The organism is Pseudomonas sp. 10(2024) (assembly GCF_045164175.1).
Lineage (GTDB): Bacteria > Pseudomonadota > Gammaproteobacteria > Pseudomonadales > Pseudomonadaceae > Aquipseudomonas > Aquipseudomonas alloputida.
On sequence record NZ_CP174006.1, the window covers coordinates 4,287,268 to 4,307,115 of the forward strand.

Consider the following 19,848-nt stretch of genomic DNA (forward strand, 5'->3'; position numbering starts at 1 on the left):
TGGGCCTGTCCCGTGACAACGGACGCCAAGAGGCTGGCTATTGAGCCGCCTTTCTCAAGCCTTTTGCATATTCGTTCGGTGAACGATAGCCCAGTGCTGAGTGCAGTCGACTGCTGTTGTAAAACCCGTGGATGTAGTTTGCGATCGCCAGGTGCGCCTGCTGCTTGCTGGGGTAAACCCGGCAGGCCTCTTCTCGCTTCAACGTGGCAAAGAAGCTCTCAGCCACGGCGTTATCCCAACAATTTCCCTTCCGGCTCATGCTCTGCGTGAAGCCTTTCTTGGCCAGAGCGAAGCGAAATTTGCTGCTTGCATACTGACGCCCCTGATCGGAGTGGAAAACAACACCGTAGAGGCCAAGGCACGCGTTCCAAGCGTTGATGAAGGCTCGCTCAACCAAGTCGTCCGGCATCCGATCCGCCAAGCTGTAACCCAGCACTTGGCGCGTCTGAATGCTCAATACCACTGCCAGATACAACCATCCCTCTTTGGTGGCGATGTAGGTGATATCGCTGACCCAGGTGGGCGTGGCGCTGCTCACGGAAAACTGTCGGGCCAGCACATTGTCCGCTACGGGTAGGTAGTGGTGGCTATCAGTCGTACAGGGTTTGAAACCGCCTTTGCATTTGCCTTGAATATGTTCCTCGTGCATCAGCCGACCTATCCGCTTATGGCCCACTGCATGTGCCTGCCGGCGCAAAGCTTCGACCAACCGTGGTCGGCCATATGTATTCCGGCTGGCCGCGTAGGCCTTGTGCAAATCAACGCGAATCTGAGCGTCTCGATCTGGACGGCCCTGGCGATGCTGATAGTCGTAAAATCCCGAAACTGAGACACCCATCACCCGGCACAGCAATCGCACCGGGAATTGAGCCCGTTCACTAGCGACGAAGGCGTATCTCACCTGGACTCTTTGGCAAAGAATACCGCCGCCTTTTTTAGGATTTCGCGCTCCAGCTTGAGTTCAGCATTCTCGGCCCTGAGCCGCGCCAGTTCGCTGTCGTCTTTACTGACAGGGCGTCGGTCGGGGGAGCTTAACGCGTGTCCTTTGCGAGACGCATCAACCCAGTTATCCAGCGTCTTTACGGGAATCTCGAGTTGCCGGGCGGCTTCGGTTCTTCCTACCGTTTGCGCCAAGGCAACGGCTTGGATTTTGAACTCATCGGTGTAGTTACGGTAGGTTCGAGTGGACATGACAACCTCCAAGAGAACGATTCAAGTATCGCCTCTTGGCGTCCGTTGTCACGGGGCAAGCCCACCAAAACCGTCGGCTCCCATCATCCGGCCCCTACGCTACGCTCCGGGGTCCCCTCGCTCCGGGCTTGCTCCCGGGAGGACCGCGCTGCAGGCCCCATCCTGGGGCCCAGCGCTTGACGGGCATCCATGCCCGTCACCTCCCTCCGCAAGCCCTGCGCTCGGCCTCCTGAAGTCGCAATCTGCGTCGCCTGAACTACCGCGCGCTTAGAAGCAAAAGCCAAAGCAAGAGCTGGAGCTGGAGCTGGAGCAGAAGCGACTGCCACGCCTGGCATCACTTCCTCAGTGGATCATCCCAGAAATGCCGCTCGGCCTCTTGCTGGATATCCGCCCGACTCAACCCCAAGTCGCGCAAAGTTGCATCACTGAGACTGGCCAGTTCCTGACGCTGACGGTACAACTCCAGCCAACGCGCCAGACGCTGCAAGGCCGCATGCCACAGGTAGCTCAGGGAAAAGGCAGGTTGCTGGATGCTGCTGACATGACCTTTCATCGTGAAGCCCTCCGTGTTGATGGCCTCAGTCTCACGCCAGGCTTAAGATCAATCCAACGAATGTTTCTGATGCGATGCATCTCGGAGATTGATGCAATGTCCCAGTACCAGAGCCTCGACGCGGACGTCCTGCGCACCTTCGTCGCCATTGCCGAGCAAGGCGGCTTTACCCGCGCTGGCGAAGTGGTCAACCGCACCCAGTCAGCGGTCAGCATGCAGATGAAACGCCTGGAAGAAGACATTCTGCAGCGCCAGCTATTCGAACGTGATGGCCGTCAGGTGCGGCTGACCGCCGAAGGCCAGGTACTGCTGGGGTATGCCCGGCGCATTCTCAAGTTGCATGGCGAAGTGTTCAACACCCTGCGCATGCCGCACATGGTTGGGCTGGTGCGCATCGGCACACCAGACGACTACGCCATGCGCTTCCTGCCGACCATCTTGTCGAGCTTTGCCCAAGCCTACCCGCTGGTGCAGGTGGAAGTGCATTGCGATTCGTCCAAGCAGCTGATGCTGCGCCAGGATCTGGACCTGACCATCGTCACCCGCGAGCCCGGCAACGAGATTGGCCAGTTGCTGCGCCAGGAACGCCTGGTGTGGGCCGCGGCAGAAGGCTTTTGCCCACACGAACAGCGGCCGATGCCGGTGGCGCTGTTCAACACCGACTGCTTCTGTCGCGCCTGGACCTGCAACGCGCTGGAGGCACAGGGCATCGATTACCGTATTGCCTATACCAGCCCAAGCCTGGCGGCGATCTTTGCCATCGTCACCGCCGGGCTGGCAGTGACCGCGCAGCTGCAGAGCCTGATCGGGGGCAACATCCGCATACTGGGTGAGAGCGAAGGGCTGCCGCAGTTGCCGATGGCCAATGTAATGCTGGTGCGCAGTACACAGCCCCCCTCGCCAATCACCGACTGCATGGCCGACTACATCGTTGAGGGTTTCAAGTGATCGGGGGCCGAAAAACGGCCCCAACCTCTCAAAGCTCAAACCCCAGCATCACCGCACAGACCACCAGAAACACACAGAACATTGCGCGCAATACCTTCTCCGGCAACGCGTGGGCCAGCTTCACGCCCCAGCTGATGCTGAGCAAGCCACCCACCGCCAAGGGAATCCCAACCCCCCAGTCAACGCTATGGTGCACGCCATAGGTCACCAGCGTGACCAAGGTACTCGGCGCCGCCAGCGCCAGTGACAGCCCCTGCGCCACCACCTGAGTAGCGCCAAACACACTGGTCAGGATCGGCGTGGCTACCACGGCCCCACCCACCCCGAACAAGCCGCCCATGGTGCCGGCAAAGCTGCCCAGCACACCCAGCCACGGCCAGGCATGACGCAGCTCGGCACTCGGCGGCGACACCTTCATGAACATCCGCACCACGTTCCACACCGCCAACGCTACCAGGAAGCCGACAAAACCCAGGCGCATGGAATGCGCATCAAGCCCCACCGCCCAGATCGACCCCAACCAGGCGAACAGGAAGCTGCACGCCGACAGCGGCAACGCATGGCGCAACGCGATGCGGTTGCGCTGGTGATACCGCCACAGCGCCAGCAGCACGTTCGGCACCACCATCACCAACGCGGTCCCCTGCGCCAACTGCTGGTCCAGGCCGAAGAGCACGCCCAGCGCCGGAATCGCAATCAGCCCGCCGCCTATGCCAAACAAGCCCCCCATGGTGCCCAGGGCTGCGCCCAGCACGATATACAACAACCACTCGATCATCAGGGCCTCGTCCGCCTGTTCCAATAATGCGAGCATGCTAACGATTGTGCGCTGGCGGGGAAACGCACAGCAGCGCACAATGGCTGTGCGTTTTTCGCAAAAGCAAGGCAGCCATGAGCCCCGATACCCTGACCGACCAATTGAGCCTGTTCCTCGATGTGCTGGAAACCGGCAGCTTTTCTGCCGCCGCCCGTCGCCACCCGCTGACCCCGTCTGCGGTAGCACGGCGCATCGACAACCTGGAAAGCGCCGTCGGCAGCCGCCTGTTCACTCGCAGCACCCACGCGGTGCGGGCCACGCCTGCAGGCAACGCCTTTGCCGAGCGGGCCAGGCGCATCATCGAGGAGTTGCGCCTGGCCCGGGCTGAAGCGGTGTCACTGAGCAATGCCCCGGAAGGCCTGATCCGCATCGACGCCCCTGCCGCGTTTGGCCGCCGCCACCTGGCCCCGGCCATTGCCGACTTCCTGGTGGCCTACCCGGGCCTGGACGTGCAACTGCGTTTGATCGACAGCTTTGTCGACCTGCAGGGCAGCCACCTGGGCGAGGTCGACCTGGTGCTGCGCGCCGGCCCCTTGGCCGACACCCGCCTGGTCGCCACACCGCTCGCCTACATGGTACGCATCGCCTGCGCCAGCCCCGCCTACCTGGCCAGCCGCGGCATCCCCACCTGCCCCAGCGAACTGCCCGGGCATGACGGGCTGGACTGGGATGGCCTGGCGCCGCCGTTCGCCTGGCGCTTCAGTGTGGCCGGGCAAACCCGCCTGTATCGCCCCGCGCGCATGCGCATGGCCGCCAACAACGCCGAAACCCTGTTGTTCGGCGCCCTCGCCGGCCTGGGGATAGCCCACCTTCCCACCTGGCTGATCAGTGAATACCTGCTGCGCGGCGAGCTGATCCCGTTGTTCTGCGACGGCGGCTTGCCTGAAGCGGAGACCAGCGGCATTTACGCGCTACGACTGGCACATGAAACGAACTCTCGCAGCCGTTTGCTGCTCGAATTCCTCAAGAGCCGCTTCAGCCCGATTCCACCCTGGGACCTGGCCTTGCGCAGTGAACTGCGCGATTAATTCGCGCACTGATGATCAGCGTGCCAGAATTTTCCATTGATGACTTTCAAGGACCTGCATGAACGCCGACACCCAAGCCTCCTGTGACGAGCTGCTGCTGGACAACCAGGTCTGTTTCGCCCTGCACTCCACCTCGTTGCTGATGACCAAGGTCTACAAACCGCTGCTGCAGGCGCTAGGCCTGACCTACCCGCAATACCTTGCCATGCTCGTACTCTGGGAGCGTGACGGCCTGACCGTGGGCGAAATCAGCCAGCACCTGCTGACCGACCCGGGCTCGCTGACCCCGCTGCTCAAGCGCCTGGAAAGCGAAGGCCTGTTGCAGCGTAACCGCAGCCGCGAAGATGAACGGGTAGTGATGGTGCAACTGACCGACAAGGGCCGCGCCCTGCAACAGCGGGCCAAAGAGGTGCCGCAATGCATTCTCAAGGCCAGCGGGCGCAGCCTGGAGCAGCTGCAGCAACTGCAAGCCGACCTGCTGATCCTGCGCGACAACCTGCAAAAAAACCTCTGAGCGCTATGCTGTGAGATGGCCGTTCAGATGAACGGTGATGATTTATCTTGCGCGCTAACTAATTGCGCGCTAATTTAAATCCCACACCAACCCCCGCCCTCCTGCAAACGGGAGTGCACAGCACATTAGCGAGGCTCAAGATGCAAAAGGTCACTCCGCTGTACATCGCAGAAGCAACCTCCACCGGTGGGCGCGACGGCAAATCCCGCTCCAGCGACGGCAAGCTGGAAGTCAAGCTCAGCACCCCCAAAGAACTGGGCGGCGCGGGCGGTGACGGCACCAACCCCGAGCAGATGTTCGCCGCTGGTTACTCGGCCTGCTTCATCGGCGCCTTGAAGTTCGTGGCCGGGCAAGAGAAGAAAGCCCTGCCGGCAGATTCCTCGATCACCGCCAAGGTGGGCATCGGCCAGATCCCGGGCGGTTTCGGCCTGGACATCGACCTGCACATCAACCTGCCGGGCCTGGCCCAGGCCGATGCCGAAGGGCTGGTGGAAAAGGCGCACCAGGTGTGCCCGTACTCCAATGCCACCCGCGGTAATGTGGATGTGCGCCTGCACGTAACCGTCTAAGGCGCAAAGGCTTGCGCGATCCCCTGTGGGTGGGTTTACCCGCGAAGAATACACCGCGGTGGATGGCACGGGCTTCGCCCGTGTTCGCGGGCAAGCCCGCTCCCACACGGATCTGCGCCAGCTTTTAGAAATTGAGCACGACAGTTGCACCCACAAAAGCACGAGCACACAGGTATAAAAAAACCCGGCTTGCGCCGGGTTTTTTGCGTCTCGCAAGAAGCATTACTTCTTGGAACGGCCTTTGAAGCTGTTGTCGCGAGTGTCGATGTCGATCCACTCGTCGATCTGGATGAAGTCGGCAACCGAGATCTCGGTACCGTTCGCCAGCTTGGCAGGCTTCATGACTTTGCCGGAGGTGTCACCGCGAGCAGCGTTCTCGGTGTAGACAACTTTACGGCTGATGGTGGTCGGCAGCTCAACCGACACCAGACGGCCTTCGAAGAACACGGCTTCGCAGACGTCTTCCATGCCTTCTTCGATGTACGGCAGAACGGCTTCGATGTCCTCGGCGTTCAGCTCGTACATGGTGTAGTCGGTGGTGTCCATGAAGGTGTACTCGTCACCATTGATGAACGACAGGGTCGCTTCTTTGCGATCCAGGATCACGTCGTCCAGCTTGTCGTCCGCACCGTATACGGTTTCGGTCTTGTAGCCGGTCAGCAGGTTCTTCAGCTTGGTCTTCATGATCGCGCTGTTACGGCCCGACTTGGTGAACTCAGCTTTTTGAACCAGCCACGGGTCGTTGTCGATCCGCAGGACGGTACCGGGTTTCAGTTCTTTACCAGTTTTCATTACGAAGTATCCGAATCTGGATGGATTTATAAAAATCGAGGCCGCGTATCATAGCGAATTTCGGTAAAAGTGTACTAGCGCTGTGGCAAGGTCCGGCTGAGCGGCCTGTCGCGCCCCCCAAAGGCGAGCATGCTGCTGCAGTTCCGGCCAATGCTGGCGGGCCGCCCGCCAGGCCTGGCCCATGTCGAAATCCATGTTCCAGGCACGCCACAGGCCCAACAGGGCTGCATCGGCATCGTCTGACAGGCCGCAGCGATAATGCGCGAGGAACGCTTCGAGCTTTTCCCAATGGGCATTCTCGTCCTGCACATAGATGTGCCACAGCATCGGCTGCCCCGCCCACTGCGCACGCACGAACGAATCTTCGCCACGCACGGCATTGAAATCACAGCTCCATAACAGCCGGTCGAAGTCGTCCTGGCTGACGAAAGGCAGCACCTGAACGGTCAGCGCCCCGCGGGTGCGCACATCACCCACGTGCAGCGGGCCCTCGCCCAACCACTGGCTGAGCCCCGCGACGACGCGCCCTTGCGGGACCAACAGGTGGCAAGGCTGGTCAGCCGTGGCCAGGGCATCAAGCCAGTTGCCCAGCTGCGGGTTTTCATAGGCAAATAGCGAGATCAGCAGCGCACCCGGCACAAGGTCTACACCAAGCCCCTGCAAAAAGGCACGGCGCGCCTCCGCCGACTGCTGGAACGCGTCACGCCGGGCCAGCAGCGAACCTTCGCGCAGCAAACCACCCGTTTTGTCGGTAAAGCCCGGGAAGAAAAATACCTTGCGCAAACCGTTGGGCTGCGGCGAAGGCAACCCGTGGCAACCCTCCACCCAGTCCTCGGCACTCAGGTACTCGAGGTTGAGCCAGAGCGGCGGCTGCGGGCGGGCACGCATGGCCTCGACATAGGCTGCGGGCAACTGGCAGGCGAATGCGCCGATCACCACATCGGCCGGCGCCACCGGCAACCACGCTGCCGGCCAGTGGCGTACATCCACACCGTGCTGCCACTGTTGCGCCGCCGTGGCATCGGCGCCAGGGCACATGGGCGTGAAAGCGTTGAGGTCATCCACCCACAGGCGCACCGCCAGGCCGTGCTCGGCCACCAACTGCCGGGCCAGGCGCCAGGTCACGCCGATATCGCCGTAGTTGTCGACGACGCTGCAGAAGATGTCCCAGGTGGCTTTCATGCGCCCCTCCCGTGCTGGTGCAAAAACCGCGAATTCTGCGCATAAATTGGCGCTGACAAAAGCACCTGCGCAGAAAAATGCCCAAGCGCATGCGACAATGCCCCCCTACCACGTTGCCAGGAGGCTGCCATGCCGCGCCACCGTGAATTGAAGATCACCCTCAAGCCGTTGCCGTTGATCATGTGCGTTGCCTTGGGCCTGTGGCTAGGCGCCATGGCCATTGCCGCGAGCCTGTGGCTGGCCCAGCAATTGTGGCCACAGCAGGTGCAACCTCTGGCCCAGGTTGTAGCCCCGCATGCAGACCGCCCCGTTGCAACGCCTGCACCGGCCACTGCCCAGGATGCCCAGGCCGAGATGTTCGAACGCTACAAGGACATCCTGCACAAACAGGAGCTGCAACAGGCCGCCGATGCCGCCCAAGGCAACCCGCGCAACCTCAACAGCCCCAAGTGCCAGTTCTGGCTGCAGCAAAACCGTACCGCGCCCACCGAAAAAAGCCAGGCCAACGTGCTGGAGTTCTGTTACTGACCATGGACAAGCCCCACCTGCTGGCGCTGATTGTCGCCACCCTCGAGCATGACCTGGACGTGCTGACCCGCGCGGCGCAAACCGCCTACGAGGCCGCCACCGCCGAAGAGAACATCGCCGAGAACAAGTACGACACGCTTGGCCTGGAGGCCTCGTACCTGGCCACCGGCCAGGCGCGCCGCAGTGCCGAGATCCGCCAGGCGCTGGTGATCTACCAGCAGTTGCTGCTGCGTGATTACGACCCGGCGCGCGGTGTGCAGGTAAGCAACCTGGTGACCCTGGAAAATGAAGATGGCGGGCAGCGCCGGCTGTTTCTCGGGCCTGAGGCAGCGGGGTTGAAGATTGGCGAGGGTGACGGGCTGGTGACGGTGATTACCCCGCGTTCGCCGCTGGGGCAGCTGTTGCTGGGCAAGCGGGTGGATGACGAGGTGAGCCTGGGGGCGCAGGTATCGTTCATTGTCGATGTTGTCTGAACCGGCCTCTTCGCGGGCACGCCCGCTCCCACAAGGACCCCACTGTCTTCAGGGCTGTGATATCCCTGTGGGTGCGGGCGGGCCCGCGAAAAGTCCGGCACAGGCAATAATTCTCTAAAGGGCCTGCAGGGCATCGAACCGCCCCGCCAGCCCCTGCTCGGCAAACTGCTCCACCACAAAATCGATGAACGCCCGGGTCTTGCCCGGCAACAGCTTGTGCTCGGCGAAATACAGGCTGATATGCCCATCGTCCACATACCAGTCCGGCAACACCCGCAGCAGCCGCCCGGCCAGCAAGTAGGGCACGGCAAACGGCAGGCTCACCAGGGCAATGCCCAGCCCCTGCTCGGCCACCGCGCACGCCGCGTCCGAATCGCTCATGGTCATCGCCTGGCGCAATTGCAGCGGCTGCTGCGCCTGCCAACGGCTGGTCAACGGCCACGAGCGCACCCGCCCGGTCTGCGGTGACCGCACCAGGATGCCGTCATGGCGTTGCAGCACCTGCGGGTCTTCTATCGGCGCGTGCCGCTGCAGATAGGCCGGCGCCGCCACCAACACCCGGTGCGCGGGGGTCAGCTTGCGCGCCACCACCCCTGGCGGCAGTTCGAAACCACCGCCAATCGCTGCATCGAAGCCCTGGCCGATCAGGTCGACCTGGCGGTTGTCGAAATGCCAATCCGGGGTAATCGCCGGGTAACGGCGCAAGAATTCCCCCAGCAACGGCAGCACGTACAAACGCCCGAACACGGTGCCCATGCTCACCCGTAACGACCCGGCCGGCTGGCCTTCTGCACTGGCCAGGTTGGCCACGGCGTACTGAATGGTGCGAAAGCTGTCACTGACCTCGCCGAGAAAACGCTGCCCCGCTTCGGTCAAGGTCAGCTTGCGGGTACTACGCTGGAACAACCGCACACCCAGGCGCGCTTCCAGCTGCGCAACGTGCTTGCCCACGGCAGCCGGGGTAAGGCTCAGGCGCCTGGCGGCTTCGGCAAAACTGCCGACCTCGGCACTGCGGATGAAGCATTCCAACGCGCTGAATGATTCCATGGCCATGATTAGCAACCAAAGGTTTACTCTGCTGATAGTGATTACCATCTTATCAGTAGGCAATCGAGCGCCGATACTGTGCCCATCCAAGGCATTTCGGCCTGGCTTCCAGCAGGAGAACAGCATGTCCAAGCAACTTACACTCGAAGGCAAAGTGGCCCTGGTTCAGGGCGGTTCCCGAGGCATTGGCGCAGCTATCGTAAGGCGCCTGGCCTGCGAAGGCGCGCAAGTGGCCTTCACCTATGTCAGCTCTGCCGGCCCGGCTGAAGAACTGGCTCGGGAAATTACCGAGAACGGCGGCAAAGCCTTGGCCCTGCGGGCTGACAGCGCTGATGCCGCGGCCGTGCAGCTGGCGGTTGATGACACCGTGAAGGCCTTGGGCCGGCTGGATATCCTGGTCAACAACGCCGGTGTGCTGGCAGTGGCGCCGGTGACAGAGTTCGACCTGGCCGACTTCGATCATATGCTGGCCGTGAACGTACGCAGCGTGTTCGTCGCCAGCCAGGCCGCGGCACGCTATATGGGCCAGGGCGGTCGTATCATCAACATTGGCAGCACCAACGCCGAGCGCATGCCGTTTGCCGGTGGTGCACCGTACGCCATGAGCAAGTCGGCACTGGTTGGCCTGACCCGCGGCATGGCACGCGACCTCGGGCCGCAGGGCATTACCGTGAACAACGTGCAGCCCGGCCCGGTGGACACCGACATGAACCCGGCCAGTGGCGAGTTTGCCGAGAGCCTGATTCCGCTGATGGCCATTGGGCGGTATGGCGAGCCGGAGGAAATTGCCAGCTTTGTGGCTTACCTGGCAGGGCCTGAAGCCGGGTATATCACCGGGGCCAGCCTGACTGTAGATGGTGGGTTTGCAGCCTGATTGAACGGTTGCCTGTGCCGCGACAACGCAGGCACAGGCTTAGCCTTTCTGTGCCCCCAGGCACTGTTCCATCACGTCCAGAAAAGCCCGGGCAGCCGGTGTGGGGCTGGACGACCACACCGCATACAAGTGCCGCACCGGCGCATCCACCAACCGCGCCACGGCCACCCCTTCGATGCCCTGAGCCACCCGCTCGGGCACCAGGCCGACGGCCATGCCCCGCTGCACGAATTTCTCTACCAGACGAACATGCCCGATCTCGAACTGCACCCTGCGCTGCAACCCCACCGCCTGAAACGCCTCGTCGGTCTGTCGTCGCGCCCCGGTGCCTTCGGGGAAATCCACCAACACTTCGCCTGCCAGGTCAGCCAGCGCCAGCTGTGCCCTGCCCGCCAGGCGATGCCCCAACGGCAACACCGCCACCAGTTCTTCCCGGGCCAGCAACCGATGCTGCACCCCCTGCACTACTTCGCCCTGCCACAGCCCGATAAAGCCGACGTCCAGGCGCCGCTCGAGTACGTCAGCGATCAGCAATTCGCTCTTGGCCGTGAGCCAGCGCACATCCACATCCGGATAACGACCGTGGAACACCGCCAACAGGTCGACCAGATCCAGCGCGGTGAGCGAGCTGATTTCACCAATCGCCAGCCGCCCGCGCACCTGGCCGCAGGCCGCTGCCACGTCATCGGCAATGCGCCGGGCCGCTTCCACCGCGGGCCGCGCGCTGAGCACAAAGGCTTCCCCCGCAGGGGTCAGGCGTACCCGCCGCGAACTACGCTCGAACAGGCTCACCCCCAGCTGCGCCTCCAGCCGCGCCACTTGATGGCTAAGGGCCGACTGCACCACATGGCAGCGCTCCGCCGCGCGGGTAAAACTGCCGGTGTCGGCCACGGCAAGGGCATATTCGAGCTGCTTGAGGTTCATCGATCTATCTGCTTTCAAGATGAATAAACTGAAAACTATACATTGGTGTCATGCCTGACACTTGCTGATAATCATCACTACACACCACTGCCCCCACGAGAATTGCATGCACACCCCCACTCTCAGCCGCGCCTTGATCCTGCTGATGGCTACCGCCACAGGCCTGGCCGTGGCCAGCAACTATTACGCCCAACCGCTGCTACACAGCATCGCCCAGCAGTTTGGCTTGAGCACCGCCAGCGCCGGCAGCATCGTGATTGCCGCGCAACTCAGCTATGGCGCCGGCCTGTTGCTGCTGGCACCGCTGGGCGACCTGTTCGAGCAGCGCCGGCTGATTACCGTGATGACCATTGTCTCCACCCTGGGCCTGGTCATCAGCGCCTGCGCACCCAGCCTGCCTTGGCTGCTGCTCGGCACGGCGCTGACCGGGCTGTTCTCGGTGGTGGCACAGATCCTCGTGCCGATGGCAGCGACCCTGAGCGAGCCCCATCAGCGTGGGCGCGCGGTCGGCACACTGATGAGCGGCCTGCTGCTGGGCATCCTGCTGGCGCGTACTGCTGCCGGCTTCATGGCCGAGCTGGGTGGCTGGCGCAGTATCTACGTGCTGGCCGCAGTGCTGATGGCAGTTACCGCCGTGGCGCTGTACCGCAGCCTGCCACAGCACCACAGCCACGCCGGGCTGAAATACCCGGCGCTGATCGGCTCCGTGTTCCGTCTGTTCATCGAAGAGCCCGTGCTGCGCCTGCGCTCGCTGCTCGGTCTGTTGGCATTCAGCCTGTTCGCCCTGTTCTGGACCCCACTGGCGTTTCTGCTGGCGAAAGGCCCCTACCACTATTCGGATGCAGTGATCGGCCTGTTCGGCCTGGCCGGTGCGGCGGGTGCATTGTCGGCCAACTGGGCCGGGCGCCTGGCAGACCGTGGCAAGGGCGCGCTGGGTACCACCGTGGGCCTGGTGGTGTTGCTGCTGTCGTGGGTGCCGCTGTGGTTTGCCGAACAGTCGCTGCTCGCCTTGCTGCTGGGCGTGCTGATGCTCGACCTGGCGGTACAACTGGTGCATGTGAGCAACCAGAACGCGGTGATCGCCCTGCGGCCCGAGGCACGCACGCGGCTGAATGCCGGTTATATCACCTGCTACTTCATTGGCGGGGCACTTGGGTCGTTGCTGGGCACGCAGCTGTTCCAGCGCCAGGGCTGGATGGGGATCGTGGTGGCGGGGCTGGTGATTGGCGGGCTGGCGTTGCTGGCCTGGGGATGGGCCGAACGCAAGCGCAAGAACACCTTGCAGGTGGCCTGAAAATGCTTGCTGGATTCTTCGCGGGCACGCCCGCTCCCACAGGTGCCTCACAAACCTCAGGGCAGTGATACGCCTGTGGGTACGAGCATGCCCGCGAAGAGGCCAGCCATGGCGACAAAGTACCGCACTACCCTCCGTCGCAATGCCGTTGACTTGCCTGCCGGGGCAGCGCTCAGTAAGCGCTGGAATGCCCTTTCCCTGACAGGATGAATTTATGACAAGACTCACGGTACAGTCCGGCGATTTCTTGCAAGGTGAAGGCGAGTATCGCAATGGATCGCTCACACTCAAGACCGCGCGCAGCCCCTCACCCGGTGAGCGGATTTCCCTGGCACGCATCAGCGACTTGCGGCTGGCCAGCCTGGAAACCAACCGCAGCCTTGGCAGCGCCTTGGGCTGGGGCGTGGCCGGCGCCCTGGTGGCAGGGCCAGTAGGGCTGCTGGCCGGGCTGTGGTTGGGTGGCAAGGAAGAAGAAGCGACCTTTCTGGCCACCTTCAAGGATGGACGCAAGCTGATGGCCATTACCGATGGCAAGACCTGGTCGAAGATCGATGACAACTGGCGGCAGCACAAGCGGCCGATCAGGACAGGCTGACTGAATACACCGGGCCTGGATCGTTTTATGTGGAAGGCGGCTGGTAAGATGCCGCCTTTTTCATGGCCTGTGCCGGCCTCTTCGCGGGTAAACTCGCTCCTACAGGGGTATCACCATCTGGTGTATCACCACGCGGTGCATCACCAACCGGTGGAACACCAACCGGTGCATCATCACCCGGTGTAGGAGCGGGTTTACCCGCGAAAGGGCCGGCACAGGTATCGCGCATCCAGGAGCCCCACCGCATGCCCCCGCATCACCCCCGCCTGCCCCTGAGCCTGCTCAGCCTGGGCCTGGCCCTGCAGTGCCCCTCTGTGTTTGCCGAAGACAGCGTGATGCTGGCCCCGTTGCAGGTCTCCGACACCTACGCCAATGATGGCTACCAGGTACGCCAGGCCGCTGTGGGCGGCTTCCAGCCCGCGCCCCTGCTCGACACCCCCGCCTCTGTCAGCGTGTTCAGCCAGCAGTTGCTGGAAGACCGCCAGGTACGCAAGCTTAGCGAAGTGTTGCAAAGCGATGCCTCGGTCGGCGAAAGCTATGCACCCATCGGCTACTACGAAAACTTCAATGTGCGCGGCTTCGAGCTGAACGCCGCCAGTAGCTACCGCATCAATGGCCAGACCATTGCCGGAGAGCAGAACGTAGCCCTGGAAAACAAGCAGCAGGTGGAATTGCTCAAGGGCCTGTCCGGGCTGCAAGCCGGCGTGTCGGAGCCGGGCGGCTTGATCAACTATGTGACCAAGCGCGCCGAAGACATACGCAGCGTCACGGTATCGACCAACGAACAGGGCGAACGCTATCTGGCCACCGACCTTGGCGGCTGGTTCGGCAGCGAAAAGCAGTTCGGCCTGCGCGCCAACCTGGCCCATGAAGACATCCGCACCTACGTCGACCACGCTGACGGCAAGCGCGACTTCGCCTCGCTGGCATTCGACTGGCAGATCAACCCGGATGCCACCCTGCAGCTGGATGCCGAGTACCAGCATCGCGAACAGGCGTCGGTGCCGGGTTACCAACTGCTCGGAGGCACTGACGTGCCCCACGGCATCGACCCGGAAGACCGCCTGGCCTACCAGCATTGGGCAAAGCCCGTGCAGAACGACTCGCTGAACCTGGGCGGGCGCTTCGAATACCGCTTCAACGATACCTGGACCGGCACCGTGAGCGCCTCCCGCAGCAAAGTGGTGATCGACGACTACAGCGCGTTTGCCTGGGGTTCGAGCGAGGGGGCGTTTTTCGGCAGCAATGGTGACTACGACATCTATGACTTCCGCAGCCCCGACGATACCCGCCGTACCGACGAGGCGCAGGCCATGCTCAACGGGCACTTCGATGCGCTGGGGGTGGGGCACGAGCTGACTGTGGGTACCAGTGCGCAGCGACGCACACTGGATCAGCGCCCGTACTACAACGAATGGCTTGGGACCGGCAACATCCATACCGGCGCCCCAGACCTCGATCCATCCGACAAACCCGTCGGCGCCAGCGAACGCCGGCTGGACAGCCGCCAATACGGCTTGTTCGTCAGCGACCGCATCAGCTTCAACGAGCAATGGCAGACCGTGCTGGGCGCCCGTGAAGTGCGCCTGGATGAAAAGACCTGGGACGAGAACGGCGTAGCCGGGCGCCATACCCGCCAATACGAGCTACTGCCCAACGCTGCGCTTATCTACAAACCGCAGCCGAACACCACGGTATACGCCAGCTACGCCAAGGGCCTGTCTGCCGGAGGCACGGCCCCTTGGTTCGCCAGCAATGCAGCTGAGATCCTGGCGCCCACCACCTCCCGCCAATTGGAACTGGGCGTCAAGCACGACTGGCAAGGCCTGAGCCTGAGTGCCGCCCTGTTCCAGATCCGCCAGGCTTACCAGTACGCGCGCCCGGACGGCACCGGCAACTTCACCTATGTGCAGCAAGGCCAGCAGAAGAATACCGGCCTGGAACTGGGCGCCAGCGGCCGGGTGACCCCGAACCTGCAGGTACAGGCCAGTGCGGCAGCCATTCGGGCGCGGGTGCAGAACAGCGGTACCGAAGCCTATGAAGGGCACCAGGCGATCAACGTGCCTAAATTCCGGGCGGCGCTGCATGCGGAATATACCCTGCCGGTTCCGGGGCTCGCGCTGCTGGGCGGTGCGCGGTATAGCGCCAGCAAGTATGCGAGCCAGGCGGGCAATGTTGAGGTTGGCGGGTATACCGTGTTCGACCTTGGCAGCCGCTACAGTACCCGTGTTGCCGGGTATGACACGGTGCTGCGGCTGACGGTGGATAACGTGCTGGACAAGCGTTACTGGCGCGATGTGGGGGATTACCTGGGGGATAACTACCTGTTCCAGGGGGCACCGCGTACCGCTCGGCTTTCGGCTTCGATCAGCTTCTAGATTGCCGGGGCCGCTCTGCGGCCCTTTCGCGACCTGTGGGAGCGGGCTTGCCCGCGAACACGGGCGAAGCCCGTGCCATCCACCACGGTGTTGGCTTCGCGGGCAAGCCCGCTTGTGTCGCGATGGGCTGCACAGCAGCCCCAATGGCCCTGAAAACAAAAAGCCCCCGTACTTTTCAGCGCGGGGGCTTTTCGTAGAATGTGGCGGTGAAGAAGGGATTTGAACCCTTGATACGATTTCTCGTATACACACTTTCCAGGCGTGCTCCTTCGACCACTCGGACACTTCACCGTTTCTCTTCAAGCCTTGCGGCCTGTCGAGGTGCGCTAATTTAGTGAAAGACTTTCCCTTTGGCAAGCATTTTTTTCAATTTTTTCATGTATTTGCACTTGGGCTGCCATGAGCACTGACCGACCAGTCAGCCTTGCTGCTTTACCTCGCCCTTGGCGCTGGGTAACGTCGTCGCCACGCCAACAAAAGGACTCTGCCATGAGCGAGCTGATTACCTACCACGCCGAAGACGGCATCGCCACCCTTACCCTGAACAACGGCAAGGTCAATGCCATATCGCCGGACGTCATCACTGCCTTCAATGCAGCGCTGGACCGCGCTACCGAGGAGCGTGCAGTAGTGATCATCACCGGGCAGCCGGGCATTCTGTCAGGCGGTTACGACCTCAAGGTGATGACCCGCGGCCCCCAAGAGGCCATCAGCCTGGTCACCGCCGGTTCCACCCTCGCCCGCCGGCTGCTGTCGCACCCGTTCCCGGTGGTGGTCGCCTGCCCCGGCAATGCCGTGGCCAAGGGCGCCTTCCTGCTGCTGTCGGCCGACTACCGCATTGGCGTCGAAGGGCCGTACAAGGTATGCCTGAACGAAGTGCAGATCGGCATGACCATGCACCACGCCGGCATTGAACTGGCCCGCGACCGCCTGCGCCGCTCGGCCTTCCACCGCTCGGTGATCAATGCCGAAGTGTTTGACCCGCAGGGTGCCGTGGATGCCGGCTTCCTCGACAAGGTGGTGCCGGCCGAGAAGTTGCAGGAAGCGGCAATGACCGCAGCGCGGGAGCTGAAGAAGCTCAACATGCTGGCGCACAAGAACACCAAGCTGAAAGTGCGCAAAGGGCTGCTGGAGGCGCTGGACAAGGCGATCGAACTGGATCAGCAGCATATGGGCTAGCCGCACGGGCCCTTTTCGCGGGCTTGCCCGCGAAAGGGCCGGAACAGGCCTGCACCAAGGTTTGCCCCAGCCAGTGCACACCCGTACACTGCACCGCGACCGTCTGGTGTGAGTCGTACCATGCTTTATTCATTGCGTATGTTCCTGCTGGGGCTGCATTTTCTTGCCGTTGGCACCGTGGGCCTGCTCATTGGCCTGTGCCGCCCCTTCAACCCTGACAACAGCCGCGTTTTCGCCCGGCTCTACAGCTTGCCGGCCACCTGGCTGATGCGCATCAAGGTCAAGGCCGAAGTCGGCCCATTGTGGGACCACCCGCCCGGCTGCGTGATCGTGGCCAACCACCAGTCCAACTTCGATCTGTTCGTGCTGGGCCAAGTGGTGCCGCAGCGCACCGTCGCCATCGGCAAGAAGAGCCTGGGCTGGATCCCGCTGTTCGGCCAACTGTTCTGGCTGGGCGGCAACGTGCTGGTCGACCGCAAGAATGCCTATCAGGCGCGCAGGGCCATACAGAAGACCACCCGGGTTCTGCAGGACGACACCTCGATCTGGATTTTCCCCGAAGGCACCCGCAATCCCGGCGAGCATCTGCTGGCCTTCAAGAAAGGCGCATTTCACATGGCCATCGAGGCCGGTGTGCCGATCGTGCCGGTCTGCGTCAGCCGCTATGCCAGGCGCCTGAGCCTGAACAGCTGGCGCCAGCGCACGGTAATCGTGCGCTCGCTGCCGCCCATTGCCACGACGGGCATGACGCTGCAGGACCTGCCAGCGCTGATCGAGCAATGCCGTGGGCAAATGCAGCAGTGCATTGACCGCATGGAAAAAGAACTGGCCTGATCCGGGGTTGCTCTGGAGCCGGGTACAGCCCAAGCTGTATCCGTGTTCAAACGAATAAGCGGACAACCATGGGTCGAGTCGTGGCATCGGCGGTGTACAGCGCCGGCAGAAAGGTCACCAACATCAGCATCGACGAAGGCAGCGAGTGGGCGCGCAAGCCGGGGCATTTCGTGTGGATCGGCCTGGAAGAGCCCAATGCCGAAGAGCTGGCCAACCTGCAGTCGCAGTTCAACCTGCACGAACTGGCCATCGAAGATGCCCTGGAAAAACACAGCCGGCCCAAGCTGGAAACCTTCGGTGACGCGTTGTTCATCGTCACCTATTCGCCAGTGCGCCACGAAGGCAAGCTGGAATTCATCGAAACCCATATCTTCGCGGGCAACGGCTACATCATCACCTGCCGCAACGGCCACTCCAAATCCTACGCCATGGTCCGCCAGCGCTGCGAGGCTCGGCCCCTGCTGCTGGAACATGGCGAAGACTTCGTGCTGTACGCCCTGCTCGACTTCGTCACCGAGAACTACCAACCGGTCAGCGAGGCCATTCATGGCGAGATCGAAGCGCTGGAGGAAAGCGTACTGGGCGGCTCGCTGCGGGAAGACGACATCCGCCGCCTGCACAGCCTGCGCCGAGACATCCTGCGCCTGCGCCGCTACGTGGCACCCCTGGTTGAAGTGAGCGAAGAACTGCAGCGCCTGAGCTTCCCGTTCATCGACAAGAACATGCGCCCGTACTTTCGTGATGTGCAGATTCACGTGACGCGGCAGATGGAGGACTTGGCCGGTATACGCGACATTGCCAGCCAGACGATCGAGATCGGCATGCTGCTGGAGTCGTCACGGCAAAGCATCGTGCAGCGCAAATTCGCGGCCTGGGCGGCGATTCTGGCATTCCCTACGGCGATTGCCGGGGTTTACGGGATGAACTTCCAGAACATGCCGGAGCTGAGTTGGCACTACGGTTACTTCGCGGTACTGGGGGTGATTGCGACGGGGTGTGCCGGGTTGTATGCCAGCTTCAAGAAATCGGGTTGGCTTTGATGGCCTCTTCGCGGGCGCGCCCGCTCCCACAGGTCGCACACAATGCTGGAAATTGTGCATCACCTGTGGGAGCGGGCGTGCCCGCGAAGGGTTGCCACCGATTACGCGGCGCTGTCGCCGGCCTTTGACGGCTGCTGGATAAAGCGCAACATCCACTCCCCTACCAAATCACCCTGGTGCTCGGTGGCCAGGCTGGCGACGGCCTTGTGGTACACCTCGTCACCCAGGTATTCCTGGCGCGCATCGAGCAGTGCGCGGGAGTAGTCATGCACGAATTCCGGGTGGCCCTGGAAGCACAGCACCTGGTCGCGAATGTGGTACGCCGCATTCGGGCAGAAATCGCTGGAGGCGATCACCGTAGCGCCTTCCGGCAGTTCGGTCACCTGGTCCTGGTGACTGATCAGCAAGGTCAGTTCCGACACCTCCGGGTCCATCCACGGCGCATGCGCCGCCAACGAGTAGCGATGAATACCCACGCCCCAGCCTTGCTCAGCCCGCTCGGCCTTGCCACCCAGGGTCAAGGCCAGCAACTGGTGGCCAAAACACACGCCCAGCAGCTTTTCACCGCGCTCGTAAAGCTTGAGCAGGTAGGCCTTTAGCGTCTGGATCCACGGGTCGGTACCGAACGAATCGGCCTTGCTGCCCGTCACAAGGTAGGCATCGAACTTTTCACTGTCGGCGGGATAGTCGCCGTGCATCACGTTGTACACACAAAATTCGGCGGCAATCGGCTGACGCGAGAAGAGCTGCTCGAACATCCTGCCGTAGCCCTGATATTGCGCCGTCAACTCCGGTCGCAGGACATCGGTTTCAAGGATGCAGATGCGTAACGACATAGGGGTAGTCCTGAACGACATGGGTGGGAATCTGCTGTAGAGACTGCCGCGAAAGGCACGTACAAGCAAGTAGGCTGCACTGACGAACGGTCACATTTCGTCGGCGCGTGCCGGGTACTTGCGCCACTGTCTAGATAGAGCGTGCCAGCTAGATAGCACTTGGCCTCATAGCCAGAGGAATGGTTTTAGTGCACGGTTAGAACAAAGGGTTCTCAAATATGGATAACGCACACCCTACTGTTGAAGGTATAT

At 62.4% G+C, this 19,848-nt stretch carries 22 protein-coding genes and 1 tRNA gene; 13 read left to right on the top strand and 10 right to left on the bottom strand.

Features of this window, described 5'->3' with window-relative positions; all coding sequences use genetic code 11:
- Nucleotides 1-37 precede the first annotated feature (37 nt).
- From ACI7M0_RS19380 to ACI7M0_RS19390, 3 genes are all read right to left on the bottom strand, one after another.
- Nucleotides 38-901, bottom strand: coding sequence for an IS3 family transposase (locus ACI7M0_RS19380; RefSeq protein ID WP_129934056.1), 864 nt, complete (start codon nucleotides 899-901; stop codon nucleotides 38-40).
- Nucleotides 898-1,191 (bottom strand): transposase, encoded by a 294-nt coding sequence (locus tag ACI7M0_RS19385; RefSeq protein WP_129934057.1) that lies wholly within the window; start codon nucleotides 1,189-1,191, stop codon nucleotides 898-900. The genes ACI7M0_RS19380 and ACI7M0_RS19385 overlap by 4 nt, the downstream gene beginning before the upstream one ends.
- A gap of 334 nt (nucleotides 1,192-1,525) precedes the next feature.
- The gene (locus ACI7M0_RS19390) at nucleotides 1,526-1,744 is read right to left on the bottom strand and encodes a DUF1127 domain-containing protein (protein ID WP_121161956.1); all 219 of its coding nucleotides are present in this window, start codon (nucleotides 1,742-1,744) and stop codon (nucleotides 1,526-1,528) included.
- 96 nt (nucleotides 1,745-1,840) lie between these two features.
- Between ACI7M0_RS19390 and ACI7M0_RS19395 the strand changes: the two genes are divergently transcribed.
- On the top strand, nucleotides 1,841-2,692 hold the full coding sequence (locus tag ACI7M0_RS19395) for a LysR substrate-binding domain-containing protein (RefSeq protein ID WP_103462854.1): 852 nt from the start codon (nucleotides 1,841-1,843) through the stop codon (nucleotides 2,690-2,692).
- A 28-nt stretch (nucleotides 2,693-2,720) separates the two neighbouring features.
- Here the strand turns inward: ACI7M0_RS19395 and ACI7M0_RS19400 are convergent, their stop codons facing one another.
- A complete protein-coding gene (locus tag ACI7M0_RS19400; RefSeq protein WP_003252877.1) occupies nucleotides 2,721-3,470 on the bottom strand; it encodes a sulfite exporter TauE/SafE family protein in 750 nt (249 codons plus the stop codon).
- Nucleotides 3,471-3,583: 113 nt separating this feature from the next.
- Here ACI7M0_RS19400 and ACI7M0_RS19405 point away from each other — a divergent pair, with 113 nt between their 5' ends.
- The 3 genes from ACI7M0_RS19405 to ACI7M0_RS19415 all read left to right on the top strand — a co-directional run bounded on the left by ACI7M0_RS19405 (nucleotide 3,584) and on the right by ACI7M0_RS19415 (nucleotide 5,620).
- Nucleotides 3,584-4,537: a LysR family transcriptional regulator gene (locus tag ACI7M0_RS19405; protein WP_010952891.1), complete on the top strand. Its 954-nt coding sequence runs from the start codon at nucleotides 3,584-3,586 to the stop codon at nucleotides 4,535-4,537.
- A 58-nt stretch (nucleotides 4,538-4,595) separates the two neighbouring features.
- Nucleotides 4,596-5,051 carry a MarR family winged helix-turn-helix transcriptional regulator gene (locus ACI7M0_RS19410; protein WP_104962298.1) on the top strand — a complete coding sequence of 152 codons (456 nt, stop codon included), beginning with the start codon at nucleotides 4,596-4,598 and terminating at the stop codon, nucleotides 5,049-5,051.
- Nucleotides 5,052-5,191: 140 nt separating this feature from the next.
- Entirely contained in the window at nucleotides 5,192-5,620 is a 429-nt protein-coding gene (locus ACI7M0_RS19415; protein ID WP_104962299.1) for an organic hydroperoxide resistance protein, read from the top strand.
- A 222-nt stretch (nucleotides 5,621-5,842) separates the two neighbouring features.
- Here ACI7M0_RS19415 and efp read toward each other — a convergent pair whose 3' ends face one another.
- A complete protein-coding gene (efp, locus tag ACI7M0_RS19420) occupies nucleotides 5,843-6,412 on the bottom strand; it encodes an elongation factor P (RefSeq protein WP_003252871.1) in 570 nt (189 codons plus the stop codon).
- Between the two features lie 48 nt (nucleotides 6,413-6,460).
- Nucleotides 6,461-7,594, bottom strand: coding sequence for an elongation factor P maturation arginine rhamnosyltransferase EarP (earP, locus tag ACI7M0_RS19425; protein ID WP_129933937.1), 1,134 nt, complete (start codon nucleotides 7,592-7,594; stop codon nucleotides 6,461-6,463).
- Nucleotides 7,595-7,723: 129 nt separating this feature from the next.
- On the opposite strand from earP, the gene ACI7M0_RS19430 reads away from it, so the two are divergent.
- Nucleotides 7,724-8,122: a hypothetical protein gene (locus tag ACI7M0_RS19430; RefSeq protein WP_020193656.1), complete on the top strand. Its 399-nt coding sequence runs from the start codon at nucleotides 7,724-7,726 to the stop codon at nucleotides 8,120-8,122.
- Between the two features lie 2 nt (nucleotides 8,123-8,124).
- Nucleotides 8,125-8,595 carry a GreA/GreB family elongation factor gene (locus ACI7M0_RS19435; protein WP_104962301.1) on the top strand — a complete coding sequence of 157 codons (471 nt, stop codon included), beginning with the start codon at nucleotides 8,125-8,127 and terminating at the stop codon, nucleotides 8,593-8,595.
- 114 nt (nucleotides 8,596-8,709) lie between these two features.
- Here the strand turns inward: ACI7M0_RS19435 and ACI7M0_RS19440 are convergent, their stop codons facing one another.
- On the bottom strand, nucleotides 8,710-9,648 hold the full coding sequence (locus ACI7M0_RS19440) for a LysR family transcriptional regulator (RefSeq protein ID WP_064490988.1): 939 nt from the start codon (nucleotides 9,646-9,648) through the stop codon (nucleotides 8,710-8,712).
- Nucleotides 9,649-9,766: 118 nt separating this feature from the next.
- Here ACI7M0_RS19440 and ACI7M0_RS19445 point away from each other — a divergent pair, with 118 nt between their 5' ends.
- On the top strand, nucleotides 9,767-10,516 hold the full coding sequence (locus tag ACI7M0_RS19445) for a 3-oxoacyl-ACP reductase family protein (RefSeq protein ID WP_129933936.1): 750 nt from the start codon (nucleotides 9,767-9,769) through the stop codon (nucleotides 10,514-10,516).
- A gap of 39 nt (nucleotides 10,517-10,555) precedes the next feature.
- Here ACI7M0_RS19445 and ACI7M0_RS19450 read toward each other — a convergent pair whose 3' ends face one another.
- Nucleotides 10,556-11,440 (bottom strand): LysR family transcriptional regulator, encoded by an 885-nt coding sequence (locus ACI7M0_RS19450; protein ID WP_020190954.1) that lies wholly within the window; start codon nucleotides 11,438-11,440, stop codon nucleotides 10,556-10,558.
- A 106-nt stretch (nucleotides 11,441-11,546) separates the two neighbouring features.
- Here ACI7M0_RS19450 and ACI7M0_RS19455 point away from each other — a divergent pair, with 106 nt between their 5' ends.
- From ACI7M0_RS19455 to ACI7M0_RS19465, 3 genes are all read left to right on the top strand, one after another.
- Nucleotides 11,547-12,734 (top strand): MFS transporter, encoded by a 1,188-nt coding sequence (locus ACI7M0_RS19455; protein ID WP_129933935.1) that lies wholly within the window; start codon nucleotides 11,547-11,549, stop codon nucleotides 12,732-12,734.
- A gap of 214 nt (nucleotides 12,735-12,948) precedes the next feature.
- Complete coding sequence (locus ACI7M0_RS19460; protein ID WP_012053335.1) at nucleotides 12,949-13,329, top strand: hypothetical protein; 381 nt, start codon at nucleotides 12,949-12,951, stop codon at nucleotides 13,327-13,329.
- A 245-nt stretch (nucleotides 13,330-13,574) separates the two neighbouring features.
- Nucleotides 13,575-15,707 carry a TonB-dependent siderophore receptor gene (locus tag ACI7M0_RS19465; protein ID WP_405314478.1) on the top strand — a complete coding sequence of 711 codons (2,133 nt, stop codon included), beginning with the start codon at nucleotides 13,575-13,577 and terminating at the stop codon, nucleotides 15,705-15,707.
- Between the two features lie 201 nt (nucleotides 15,708-15,908).
- Here ACI7M0_RS19465 and ACI7M0_RS19470 read toward each other — a convergent pair.
- A tRNA-Ser gene (locus ACI7M0_RS19470) sits at nucleotides 15,909-15,998 on the bottom strand.
- Nucleotides 15,999-16,196: 198 nt separating this feature from the next.
- On the opposite strand from ACI7M0_RS19470, the gene ACI7M0_RS19475 reads away from it, so the two are divergent.
- From ACI7M0_RS19475 to ACI7M0_RS19485, 3 genes are all read left to right on the top strand, one after another.
- Complete coding sequence (locus tag ACI7M0_RS19475; RefSeq protein ID WP_129933740.1) at nucleotides 16,197-16,886, top strand: crotonase/enoyl-CoA hydratase family protein; 690 nt, start codon at nucleotides 16,197-16,199, stop codon at nucleotides 16,884-16,886.
- A 120-nt stretch (nucleotides 16,887-17,006) separates the two neighbouring features.
- Nucleotides 17,007-17,720 carry a 1-acyl-sn-glycerol-3-phosphate acyltransferase gene (locus tag ACI7M0_RS19480; protein WP_104887204.1) on the top strand — a complete coding sequence of 238 codons (714 nt, stop codon included), beginning with the start codon at nucleotides 17,007-17,009 and terminating at the stop codon, nucleotides 17,718-17,720.
- Between the two features lie 68 nt (nucleotides 17,721-17,788).
- The gene (locus ACI7M0_RS19485; protein ID WP_010952874.1) at nucleotides 17,789-18,760 is read left to right on the top strand and encodes a magnesium and cobalt transport protein CorA; all 972 of its coding nucleotides are present in this window, start codon (nucleotides 17,789-17,791) and stop codon (nucleotides 18,758-18,760) included.
- Nucleotides 18,761-18,861: 101 nt separating this feature from the next.
- Here the strand turns inward: ACI7M0_RS19485 and ACI7M0_RS19490 are convergent, their stop codons facing one another.
- Nucleotides 18,862-19,596: an amidotransferase gene (locus tag ACI7M0_RS19490; RefSeq protein ID WP_010952873.1), complete on the bottom strand. Its 735-nt coding sequence runs from the start codon at nucleotides 19,594-19,596 to the stop codon at nucleotides 18,862-18,864.
- Between the last annotated feature and the right edge of the window lie 252 nt (nucleotides 19,597-19,848).